Consider the following 12,172-nt stretch of genomic DNA (forward strand, 5'->3'; position numbering starts at 1 on the left):
TCGGTGCCACAGGACTTGACGGAGCTCGTCGAGCTGACCCGATTCACCGCCGAACTGCCCTTTGCGCTGGACGGCTTTCAGCGACGGGCGTGCGCCGCGCTCGAGCGCGGTCACGGCGTGCTCGTCTGCGCGCCGACCGGGGCCGGCAAGACGGTGGTGGGCGAATTCGCCGTGCATCTGGCGCTGGCCGCGGGCGGAAAGTGCTTCTACACCACGCCGCTCAAGGCGCTGAGCAATCAGAAGCACACCGACCTGACAGCGCGCTACGGCCGCGACCGGATCGGCCTGCTCACCGGCGACATGTCGGTGAACGCCGACGCTCCCGTGGTGGTGATGACCACCGAGGTGCTGCGCAACATGCTCTACGCCGATTCGCCTGCGCTGCAAGGGCTTTCCTACGTGGTGATGGATGAGGTGCATTTCCTGGCCGACCGGATGCGCGGCCCGGTATGGGAGGAAGTGATCCTGCACCTGCCCGACGAGGTGCGAGTGGTCAGCCTGTCGGCGACGGTGAGCAACGCCGAGGAATTCGGCGGCTGGATCCAGACGGTGCGGGGCGATACGACCGTGGTGGTCGACGAGCATCGGCCGGTGCCGCTGTGGCAACACGTCTTGGTGGGCAAGCGGCTTTTCGATCTGTTCGACTACCGAAACCCGGAAGCCGGCGAGCAACCAACGGCCGTCAGCGAGGCGCGCGTCAACCCGGACCTGGCGCGCCACATCGCGCACCGCCGCGAGGCGGACCGGATGTCGGACTGGCAACCGCGGCGGGGGCGCGGCGGACGCGGTGCGCCCGGCCGGCCGCGGTTCTATCGGCCGCCCGGCCGGGCGGACGTGATCGCGACCCTGGACTCCGAGGGACTGCTGCCGGCGATCACGTTCGTGTTCTCCCGCGCCGGTTGCGACGCCGCCGTCCAGCAGTGCCTGCGCTCGCCGCTCCGGCTGACCACCGAGGAGGAGCGCGCGCAGATCGCCGAGGTGATAGAGCACCGGTGCGGTGATCTTGCCGACGCCGACCTGGCGGTGCTCGGCTACTACGAGTGGCGCGAAGGGCTGATGCGCGGTCTGGCGGCCCACCACGCCGGGATGTTGCCGGTCTTCCGGCACACCGTCGAAGAGCTGTTCACGGCCGGGCTGGTCAAGGCGGTCTTCGCCACCGAGACCTTGGCGCTCGGCATCAACATGCCTGCCCGCACAGTGGTGCTCGAACGGCTGGTGAAGTTCAACGGCGAGCAGCACATGCCGCTGACGCCGGGGGAGTACACGCAGCTGACCGGGCGCGCCGGGCGGCGCGGCATCGACGTCGAGGGCCACGCGGTGGTGCTCTGGAATCCCGCCGAAGAAACCACCGAACCGTCCGCGGTCGCGGGATTGGCTTCAACCCGCACGTTCCCGCTGCGCAGCTCGTTCGCCCCGTCGTACAACATGACGATCAATCTGGTGCAGCAGATGGGTCCCGAGCAGGCCCATCGGCTGCTGGAGCAGTCGTTCGCCCAGTATCAGGCTGACCGCTCTGTCGTCGGCCTGGTCCGAGGTATCGAGCGCGGCAACGCGATGCTCGGCGAGATCGCCGCCGAGCTGGGCGGGCCGCAGGCGCCGATCCTCGACTACGCCCGGCTGCGTGCGCGCATCACCGAGATGGAGCGCGCGCAGTCCCGCGCGTCGCGGCTGCAGCGCCGGCAGGCGGCCAGTGACGCGCTGGCCGCGCTGCGGCGCGGGGACATCATCAACATCACCCACGGCCGGCGCGGCGGGCTGGCGGTGGTGTTGGAATCGGCCCGCGACGGCGACGACCCGCGCCCATTGGTGCTGACCGAAAACCGCTGGGCGGGCCGGATTTCGACGGCCGACTACTCGGGTGCGGCGGCCCCGGTCGGTTCGATGCCGTTGCCCAAGAGGGTCGAGCACCGTCAACCGCGCGTCCGTCGTGACCTGGCGTCCGCGCTGCAGTCGGCGGCCGCCGGATTGGCCGTTCCGGCGAGGCGGCGCAGCGGCCGCGGCGACCACGACGGCTTTCACGACCCCGAGCTGGCGTCTTTGCGAGAGGAGCTTCGTCGGCACCCGTCACACAACAACGCCGGCCTGGAATCCCAAGTCCGGCTGGCCGAGCGCTACCTGCGCATCGAACGGGACAACGCCCAACTGGAGAAAAAGGTTGCCGCCGCGACCAATTCGCTGGCGCGGACGTTCGACCGGATCGTGGGCCTGCTCACCGAGCGTGGCTTCATTCAAGGCCCGGACACCGATCCCCACGTCACCGACGACGGCCGGCTGCTGGCCCGCATCTACAGCGAGAGCGACCTCCTGGTCGCCGAATGCCTGCGCACCGGCGCGTGGGCCGATCTGAAGCCCGCCGAGCTGGCCGCGGTGGTCTCGGCGGTGCTGTACGAGACCAGGGGCGGCGAGGGCCCGCGGGCGGCGTTCGCCGCAGAGGCGCCGACCCAGGAAGTGCGGCAGGCGCTGCAGCAAACGTCCCGGTTGTCGTATGCGCTGCGCACCGACGAGCAGACGCACCGGATCGCACCCAGTCGAGAGCCCGACGACGGTTTCGTCAACGTCATCTATCGCTGGGCCAAGGCCGGCGACCTGGCCGCTGCGCTGGCGGCCGTCGACTCGGCCGGCACCGGCTCGCCGCTGCTGGCGGGGGATTTCGTGCGCTGGTGCCGCCAGGTGCTCGATCTGTTGGACCAGGTTCGCAACGCCGCCCCGGACCCCGAGCTGCGGGCCACTGCCAAGCGCGCCATCAATGACATTCGGCGCGGCGTCGTCGCTGTTGACGCCGGGTAGGCTGAGCCGAAGCTACCGTAGATGCGGAAATCACAACGCCGATGATTCGTGCCGAGACACAAGGGGCTGAGGAGAGACGATGAGCGGACCGCAGGGACCGGAACAGCAGTGGCAACCGCCCGGCCAGGGTGGCGATCACTCCTCCGAGCCGACGCAGGTTGGTTCGCCCTGGCAGCAGCAGCCGGGCCAGGAGGCGACCTGGCAGGCGCCGGCGTACACGCCGCCCGCCGATTACCCGCAGTACCAACAGCCCGCCGAACAGGCGTACCCGCAGCAATACCCGCAGCAGCCCGGATATCAGCAGCCCGGCCAGTACGGGCAGCCCGGGCAATATGCGCAGCCCGGCCAGTACGGGCAGCCGGGGCAGTACGGCCAGCCGGGCCAGTACCAGCAGCCGGGGCAATACGGGCAGCCGGGACAGTACGGTCAGCCCGGGCAATACGGTCAGCCGGGCCAATACCCGCAGCAGTACCCGCCGTACGACCAGCAGCCGGCCAAGAAGCGGTCGGTCGGCGTGATCGCCGGCGTGGGCGGTGTGATCGCCTTCCTGCTCATCGCGGTCGTGCTGATACTCGGCTTCTGGCAGCCCGGGTTCTTCGTCACCACCAAGCTGGACGTCAATAAGGCGCAGACCGGTGTGCAGCAGGTCCTGTCCGACGAGACCAACGGCTATGGGGCCAAGAACGTCCAGAACGTCAAGTGCAACCACGGCCAGAACCCCACCGTCAAGAAGGGTGCCACCTTCGACTGCGACGTCAGCATTGACGGCGCCCCCAAGCACGTCACGGTGACTTTCCAGGACAACAAGGGCACCTACGAGGTCGGCCGCCCGCAGTAGCCGGTTACGTCGGCAGCGCGTCGAGCGCTTTCTGCAACCGGGCTATCGAGGACCCGACGCCCAGTTTGGTCGCCAGCTTCGCGGTGCGTTGCGGGTCGTCGGCCACCAGCGGTAGCGCGTCGGTCGGCGTGGACAGGCTGACGGGCGCGTCGGTGGCCACCCGCACCACCGGCCCTGCGGCCTCGATGTATTCGGCCGCACCCAGCAGTTTCGAGCGCAAACCCTTGGCCATCTTCGATTTCGGATCGTGGGCGGCCGCCAGGATTTCTTCCAGCGACCCATGCTGAGCCAGCAGGGTCGCCGCGGTCTTCTCACCGACGCCCGGGACGCCCGGCAGGCCGTCGGACGGATCGCCGCGCATCAGCGCGAATTCGGCGTAGGCCGGCCCCGCCCGATGCTCCGGCACACCGTAGTGTTCGGCGACCTCAGGCGGCCCGAACAGGGTGGCCTTGGTCAGCCCGCGGCCCAGGTAGAGCACCCGGACCGGAACCGGATCGTCCGACACCACCTGCAGCAGGTCGCGGTCGCCACTGACCACGACCACCGGGTCACGGCGTTCTCGGGCGGCCAGCGTGCCGAGCACATCGTCCGCCTCGAATCCTTCGGCGCCCGCGGTCGGGATCCCGAAGGCCTCCAACAGGTCCATGATCATGTCGATCTGCGGTGTCAGGTCGTCGGGGACCTCCTCGACGTCTGGCTCGCCTGCGGGCTCTGGCTGCGCGACGCGATGCGCCTTATAGGAGGGGACGAGGTCCACCCGGAACTGCGGTCGCCAGTCCAAGTCCAGGCACACCACCAGTCGGCTGGGGCGTTGTTGGTTGATCACCACGGCCATCGAGTCGATGAACCCGCGCACGGCGTTGACGGGCCGGCCGTCTGGGGCGGTGATCGAGGACGGCACCCCGAAATACGACCGGAACCACATGCTGGCCCCGTCGAGTAGCAATAGCGGCGCAGGCATGCTGACTATCCTGCCAGCGCCGACGCCAACCGGTTAGCCTGGCTGCCATGGAATCTCATCGGTTCGGCGCCGGGGTGTATGCCCGCCGGCTTGCGGCGGCGGCCGCGGCGACCGCCGACGCGGGGTTGTCCGGGCTGGTTATCACGCCTGGGTACGACCTGCGTTACCTCGTCGGGTCGCGCGCCCAGACGCTCGAGCGGTTCACCGCGCTGGTTCTGCCGGCGTCCGGCGACCCGATGGTGATAGTCCCGCGGCTCGAGCTGGCCTCGCTCAAGGGGTCGGCCATCGCGGAACTGGGGCTGGCCGTGCGGGATTGGGTGGACGGGGACGACCCTTACCAATTGGTCGGGGCGGCGTTCGGCGGCGGTCCCGCGGCAACCGCCGTCACCGATTCCATGCCGGCCCTGCACCTGCTGCCGGTGGCCGGGGTGCTCGGGGTGCTGCCCGTCCTGGCCACCGACGTGATGCGCACGCTGCGGATGGTCAAGGAGGAAGGCGAAATAGACGCGCTGCGCAAAGCGGGCGCGGCTATCGATCGCGTGCATGCCCGGGTGCCGGAGTTTTTGACCCCTGGCCGCACCGAGGCCAACGTGGCCGCCGACATCGCGGAAGCGATTGTCGCCGAAGGGCATTCAGAGGTGTCGTTCATCATCGTCGGCTCTGGACCGCACAGCGCCGACCCGCACCACGGCTACTCGGACCGCGAACTGCAAGTCGGTGACATCGTCGTCGTCGACATCGGCGGGGCGTACGAGCCCGGCTATCACTCCGACTCGACCCGCACCTATAGCATTGGCGAGCCGAATTCCGAGGTGGCACAGCGCTATTCGGTGCTGCAGCGCGCGCAACGCGCGGCCGTCGAGGCGGTCCGCCCCGGCGTGATGGCCGAGGCGGTCGACGCGGCGGCCCGCGATGTGCTGGCCGATGCCGGGCTGGCGGAGCATTTCGTGCACCGCACCGGTCACGGCATCGGCCTCTCGGTTCACGAGGAGCCCTATATCGTCGCGGGCAACGACCTGCCGCTGGCCGCGGGCATGGCCTTCTCCATCGAGCCGGGCATCTACTTCCCGGGCCTATGGGGTGCCCGTATCGAGGACATCGTCGTCGTGACCGAAGACGGCGGCCTGGCCGTCAACAATCGGCCACACGAACTGATCGTGGTGCCCGCGGCTTAGCATCCGGGCCTCTCCGGCGCGTAGGTTTGGGCTTGATGTCACTTCTGGATCTGACTCTTCTTCCAATTCGCATCGCACGCCACATCGCCGACACGCTGGTGCATCCCGCCACAACGGCACCCACGCCACCAGCTGAACTCGTCGTGGTCGACGGGATGCCCGAGGGTGTGCCGCCGGCGGCCCTGCGCCCAGAGCCGCAACTTCCGGTGCCGTCGGGATGGCCGTTCGGCGAGGAGTTTCCGCGCACCTGTGGCACCGGCCGCGTTGCCGGCGGTGCCCTCTTTTGGACCGACTTCCTCTACGACGACCACGGCGCTACCGGCCTACCAATCGGCGACCTGAAGGTGCAGGCACCGCCCCGCGGTACCTACGTCTATCCCGACGGCCCCGCGGCCCGCAACGGCGCCGACATCTTCCGCGTCGCGATCGGGCTCACCGCGACCCACACGTGGTGGCGGATCGACTGGAACACGCTGCTGGACGCGTCGGTCCCCATCGCGCTGTTCACCCTCGATACCGGCCCCGCCCGAACCGCGCCCGAGCAGTGGCCCGCAGGGGCGGGAGTGCGCTCGGCCGGGATCGACATGGCCCTGCTGGTTTCGGGCAGTGGCGCCGCGCTGATCGACCTGACCAACCGATCCACGACCCCGGTACCGCACAGCGTCGACATGGGATCGCGAACGTTCCTGGCGCAGGTGCCGCGGACCTTGCTGGAGCCGGCCGGCGACTGGACGGTGCGGTTGGCGGCTGGGCTGGCCAACGCCGCGGGTGACGGGTTCGCCGACGTGCCCGCCGAGCGTGGCGCGTTGCCCGGGCAGCCCAACGTCTACAACGTCGCGTTCCGCACCCACGAACAGGAGCCGCCGCACCTGAACTTCTGGTCGGATTCCGCCCAGGCCGAGGCCTTGACCCGCGGCGACGTGTCGAAGTTCGCCGTGACCGTGGCGTGGGATCGGCTAGCGGCCGGCGAGACCGCTGCCGAGCCGGTGATCACCGGCCCGTCGACACGGTGGTACGTGTCCTCGGTCGAGCTGGGCCAGGGTGTCGCCGCGGATGACGTCTTGAGCACCAAGCCGCAGTTTCTCGGTCGGGTGCAGCCGTATTCGGTATGCCTGCCGTCGACTTTCAAGCCGGGCCGCACGCTGCCGTTGACCCTGCTGCTGCATTCGCTCGCCCTGGGGCAGAGCCAATTCGCCGCCATCGACCCCCGTTTGCTGCACCAGGTGTGCGAAGGCCGTGACTCGGTGGTGGTCACGCCGCTGGCCCGAGGCCCGTCGACGTGGTACTTCGACACCGGAGAACTCGACGTCTGGGAAGTGTGGGCGCGCGTCGCCGAACAATTGGGCACCGATCCCGATCGCACCGTGATCTCGGGCTACTCGATGGGTGGTTATGCGGCCTACAAGTTGGGATTGACTTATCCGCAAGTGTTTTCGCAGGCGGTCGTGCTGGCCGGTCCGCCGGCGTGCGGGGTGCGGCTGCTTCCCGACGTCGACATCCCGGCCGACCTCGACCCAAACTCGGCCTGTGCCCGCGAGGGCGATACCTGGAAGCTGCTGGTGAACGCCCGCTGGCTGCCCTATGTCATCGCGCACGGGCTGGTCGACGAGCTGGTGCCGTTCCCGGCGGCCGCCGAGCAGGTGCTCGAACTCGACCGGCTGGGCTACCGGCACCGCTTCACCGTGTATCCGCTCGAGGATCACATCGCCTGGGTGTTGCAGGACAAGTTCGAAGACCCGATCGCTCACATGGAAACCGGCTTACGCCAAGCGGATCCGGGACACATCACGTTTGCGTGGCATCCGCAATTAGTGCGCGACGACCTGGGTATCGGGCCGCATCGGGTGTGGTGGCTGTCGGGCTTGACCGCGGATCCCGCGGTGACGGCGCGGCGCGGGGCCATCGCCGAAGTCGACGCGCGTTCGTATGCGCGCCCGGACCCCACGCACACCGTTCGGCATCATCGCGGGTTCATCCTGAACTTCGACCCGACCCCGGGTGTGTACAGCGAACTGGACTGGCGGGTGGGCCCGCCAGTCGGTCTGCTGCCGTATCTCACGCTGCGGCTCACCGGCATCGCCGGTATCACGGTGGATGTCCAGCGTGCCGGACTGGCAGCCTTGCCGGCGTCGACGATCGCGGTGGCCACCGACACCACCGCACGGATCACGCTGAGTGGGCTGCCTGACGGGGTCAGCGTCCAACTCGATGGCCAGCCGGCTAAGCGAACCTTGGCGGTGGCGGTGGGACGGCACCGCATCACGCTGGCCACGCGGGCTGTTGATGAATGAGTTGTGGCTGCTATACGGCCGCGGCTAGCTTGGCAAAGGCCATCATTGGGTGAATAGCGGCGGCGCGCGGTCTCGACCAGAATTTCGCGCGTGGCTCCGTTGGTGGTCGATCCCGAGGCGATGTTCGCTGCGGGTAGCGCGGTGCAGGCCGCCGGCGAGGGGTTGGCAGCGAATCTGGCGGTGCTGACCGCCGGTTTTTCGGCGCACACCGGTGTCGACCGGGCCGGCGAGGTGTTTGGCTTGGCGTATCAGGAGAAGGCCGAGTCAGTGCTGAAAGCGGCCGCTGCCGCCGTCAACGCTTGCCGGAAATGCGGGGGCGTCATCCAGCAAGGCGCGTCGAACTACTCACACGCCGAGGCGGCTTCGACGCTGGGCGGCGGAAGCGGAGCTTTAGAGCCACCGTCCCCGCCGGCCGAGCTTGCCGCGCCGGGGCCGCCTGGAACGTGGGGGCCAGGCCAGCCGCCCCCACCGCTGTGGTCGCTCGTGCAATCGTTTGTCCTCGAGGCATGGCCCGATGGCGATGTGGCGGGTCTGCGTGCGGCTGCATCTCGTTGGCGTGCCTTCGGTGCGGCGGCCGAGGGTGTGAAGGGAACTCTCAACGCATCGAAGACGCTGTTCGACAGCCAACACATTCCTGAAGGCGAGAAGATCGACAACGCTTTGAGCGAAATCGGCTCGTCGACAGCGATTGTCGGCGAGCTGTGCGGCACACTGGCCGACACCATCGACACGTTCGCGAACAGGGTGGACCACGCCCAAACCGCGATCCGGGATCTGTTGCGTCGGATCGAGTCCCTCGGCGACCTCGGTCATGACGTCATGCTCATCATCGACGGTGACGCGTGGGATGAGATCAAACAGATCGTCAAGGACATCAACGCGGTGCTGCAGCATCTTGGGCATGAAGCCAGGGCCTGTGAGCAGGCCATCAAGTTCCTCATGCAAGCGGCCGATCGCACGGTCATCAAATGCGAGAAGTACGCGCGCCGCGGGCTCGTCCAATTCCTCGGAGACGACGTCGGTAACGCCGTCGCGACCATCGCCGACACCTGGATCAATGCCCATGAGGGGGTCCTCAAAGGTGCGGTCGGCGTGGGGCTGGGCCTCGTCGACCTGAGCCCGCACTGGATCGCTGCCGATCCCCAGGGTGCGGCCGCCACCTGGACGGGCATGGTGAAAAACGCCTGGAAAGAAAGTCTGATCAATGCCGCGGTCAATCCCGAAGAATTTTCGGAAGCGAGGCTGCAGGAGCTGAAAGGCCTTGTGCATGCCAAGGATTGGAGTACGGCTCGGCCGGGACTGGGCGCCGGTGAAGTCACATTCGACGCCGCCACGCTGATCGCCCCGGGCCTCGGTGAGGCAGGTGCGGCGGCCGATGGTGCGGGAGCCGCTGCACGTGGCGCCGAGGAAGAGGCGGAGGCCGCGGGTGGCGCTGCTGGGCGTGCCGGTGGGGAGGGCGCGGCGGGAGCGCGCGGCGCGCTGATCGACATCACCGAGGCCGGCGGCGACGTGACCAAGAACCTCGAAGGCGCCATCGGGGACCTGCCGGAAATCAAAGCTCCGCCCGCTGGCGGTACTCCTGTCGGTCTACCGTCCGGCAAGCCACTTGAGGCGCCCGTCGAGGCGACACCACACCCGTCCGACACTGCACCGGGTGCGCCGCACGATCCAGCTGCCGCTCTGGGGGCTGGGGCCGGGAGCGGTCCGCATGAGCCGGCGCCCTGGCCAGTGGGGGGTGCACCACACGATCCGGCGGGGGAGCCCGCAGCAGCACCAGCGCCTGCGGGTCCGGGTGATCCCCATGAGCCCGCGGCTGCTCCGGCGCCAGCGTCAACGCCTCCGCGCGGCGACCCCCACGATCCGATGTTCTCGCCGGTTGAGTCTGTGCCGGCTACGGCGACGGGTGGTCCCCATGATCCGGTGTCTCCGCCGGTGGAGCCTGTGCCAGCCCAGGCGACGGGGGCAGGCAGTTCCCACGAAGCGGCATCGGTGCCGGCAGAGGCTCCCGCTCCCTCTGCGTCGTCCGCGGGCGGTGTTCCGCATGAACCAGGATCGGTTCCTGCCCCGAGACCCCATGAGTCGGCGCCGGCGCCGGTGGGCGGTCCGCGGGAACCGATCCCAGCCTCGGTGCCTGGCTCAGCAGCGGCAGCCGTACCTGCCGCAGCGGGCGAACGAGCGCCAGCAAGCGTGGCGCAGTTAGCGGAACATTTGCCGGCGCGTGCCCCGGTGGCGCCGAGCGGATCGCCGATTGAGGGCGCGCCGGTCAGCGCCAGTGCGCCAAGACTCGCGCCGGCCGCCTCGCCCTCGGGGTCGACGCCGCATTTCACCGCCCCGGATGGCCGCCCGCCGGAAATGCCCGCACCGGGTCGCACATCGCACAGCCCTGGCGATGGTGGGCCGCCTGACGGTCAGCCGCCGCATGGCGGAAAACCGGGCGGTCCGGGCGACGGCGACCCGGCTGGCGGTAAGCCAGACGAACAACGACCAAACGGTGGCGGTCGACGCAGGCATGGAGATGAGGATTCACCCAGCCGCCGCGGGGATGGGCACCCGCATGATGGCGATGGGCCGCCACATGCGCATGACGAGTCTCATCCCGCCCCCGGAGACCAGGAGCCCTCAGACGGGCTGAGTGCTGAAAAACGACATGAAATCCTTGCTATGCCGAAGGGCAGTCGCCCTGATCCATCAGAGTATTTGTCGCCAAAATACATTCATAATCATCTCGAGAAATTTAGTGACGGAGCGACGCGATTTATGCCACAAACCAATCTTGAGAAATATGGCATCGCGCAGCGAGACGGGACATCGTTCGTGATGCCCAAGCATGAAGCTGACGCCATGCTCGAGGCGGCAAAAGGCAATCCGCGGATAATGGAGAGCGAACTCGGACTGCCCGAGGGCTTCCTTGACTCAACCAACATTGCCAGAATCGATATCGCAGATCCAGAGGAATTTAATCTGCGGATTCCATCAGGCAACGAGGCGGGCGCCAATGAACAATGGATTCCCGGTGGCCTCCTGCCAGATGGTTCTTCCGAGGCTGTAGTAGACGGCGGCAGAATACCACCGGAGGACTACACTGTAACAGAGATATTTAATTAGATAGGGAGGCAGATGAAATTCGACGACACATTCTTTTCGCGAGAGGAAAGGTATTCAATTGGCGTTGAATCAGAATCAGGCCGCTACTATGCGTCAATACCAGTGAGCAATGGCATTGTCGACTATGAAGAGTATTTCGAGCTTACTCCTGACCAATACCATCGTTTCCTAGGTGACCGGGAGGCTGCAATCAAGTTCATAGAGGCGTGCCGTAGGAGAGAGCACGATGACCTCCTACTCCAGAAGCCCGGCAGTAACCGAGGAACACCTGTTTAAGACGTAGGAATAACTGGCGCAGAAGAATGGCGGTACGGTGTCATGAGGAAAATCGCGGGGAAGATCTTTTGCACCCCAGAAGAGGCTGGCGTGACTCCGCCGACAGAAGCGGAGTTGGCGGAGGCGCGCAGGGTTCTTGATGAATTTGAGGAGAAAGTAAACGCTGTTGCTCCGGAAGACAGGGCGACGGATGTCTCGCCAAAGTTCTGGGATGACATTTCAGGGACCGAGTACGACCCGCGGAGAAAAAATAGCTAAGCAGATTGCGCGTTTTGGCCGGACGAGGTAGCCAGACCCAAACCCGCTAGGTCTCGCCCCGGTCCAGCAATCCCGACGAACCCAGCACCCGCTCCACCCGCACCTCGATGACGACCCGGCGCGGGTTCGGGCGCGGGGTGCGATAGCGCTGGGCGTACCGCAGTTCGGCATCGCGGACGGCGTCGCCATCGCTGTTGACCTTGGACCGGCCCTCCAGCGACAGCCACCGCGCGCCATCGACCTGACTGAGCACCGCCACCCCGCCACGGTCGGCGTTCACCGCCTTCTGCGAGCCGCCGGTGGTGATGACCCGCGCGATGTGCGTCTTGGGGTCGAAGGTGAAACCCACCGCCACCACATGGGGCGAATTGTCGTTTCGCAACGTGGTCAGCATGGCCAGATGCCGTTCAGACAGAAACGCCAGCGCATCGTCGGTGAGCCGGGTTGTGGTATTCGCCATCACCGCCCACGCTAGCGCAGG

At 67.5% G+C, this 12,172-nt stretch carries 8 protein-coding genes; 6 read left to right on the forward strand and 2 right to left on the reverse strand.

The features are described from left to right. Positions 1-15: 15 nt before the first annotated feature. Together A5781_RS14080 and A5781_RS14085 are read left to right on the forward strand one after the other, a co-directional pair. Positions 16-2,787 (forward strand): RNA helicase, encoded by a 2,772-nt coding sequence (locus A5781_RS14080; RefSeq protein ID WP_067206875.1) that lies wholly within the window; start codon positions 16-18, stop codon positions 2,785-2,787. Positions 2,788-2,866: 79 nt separating this feature from the next. Then, entirely contained in the window at positions 2,867-3,625 is a 759-nt protein-coding gene (locus A5781_RS14085) for a DUF4333 domain-containing protein (protein ID WP_067206879.1), read from the forward strand. A gap of 4 nt (positions 3,626-3,629) precedes the next feature. Here A5781_RS14085 and A5781_RS14090 read toward each other — a convergent pair whose 3' ends face one another. Then, positions 3,630-4,586 carry a 5'-3' exonuclease gene (locus A5781_RS14090; RefSeq protein ID WP_067206883.1) on the reverse strand — a complete coding sequence of 319 codons (957 nt, stop codon included), beginning with the start codon at positions 4,584-4,586 and terminating at the stop codon, positions 3,630-3,632. 47 nt (positions 4,587-4,633) lie between these two features. Here A5781_RS14090 and A5781_RS14095 point away from each other — a divergent pair, with 47 nt between their 5' ends. The 4 genes from A5781_RS14095 (at position 4,634) to A5781_RS25035 (ending at position 11,433) form a co-directional block, all read left to right on the forward strand. Next, on the forward strand, positions 4,634-5,761 hold the full coding sequence (locus A5781_RS14095) for a Xaa-Pro peptidase family protein (protein WP_067206886.1): 1,128 nt from the start codon (positions 4,634-4,636) through the stop codon (positions 5,759-5,761). 35 nt (positions 5,762-5,796) lie between these two features. Beyond that, positions 5,797-8,052, forward strand: coding sequence for an alpha/beta hydrolase-fold protein (locus tag A5781_RS14100; RefSeq protein ID WP_067206890.1), 2,256 nt, complete (start codon positions 5,797-5,799; stop codon positions 8,050-8,052). Positions 8,053-8,142: 90 nt separating this feature from the next. After that, the gene (locus tag A5781_RS25890; protein WP_197503833.1) at positions 8,143-11,157 is read left to right on the forward strand and encodes a hypothetical protein; all 3,015 of its coding nucleotides are present in this window, start codon (positions 8,143-8,145) and stop codon (positions 11,155-11,157) included. Positions 11,158-11,169: 12 nt separating this feature from the next. Beyond that, a complete protein-coding gene (locus A5781_RS25035) occupies positions 11,170-11,433 on the forward strand; it encodes a hypothetical protein (RefSeq protein WP_082939343.1) in 264 nt (87 codons plus the stop codon). A gap of 304 nt (positions 11,434-11,737) precedes the next feature. Here A5781_RS25035 and A5781_RS14115 read toward each other — a convergent pair whose 3' ends face one another. Next, on the reverse strand, positions 11,738-12,151 hold the full coding sequence (locus A5781_RS14115; protein ID WP_067206902.1) for a F420-dependent biliverdin reductase: 414 nt from the start codon (positions 12,149-12,151) through the stop codon (positions 11,738-11,740). Positions 12,152-12,172 lie beyond the last annotated feature (21 nt).

The organism is Mycobacterium sp. 852002-30065_SCH5024008 (assembly GCF_001665645.1).
GTDB classification, from domain to species: domain Bacteria; phylum Actinomycetota; class Actinomycetes; order Mycobacteriales; family Mycobacteriaceae; genus Mycobacterium; species Mycobacterium paraffinicum.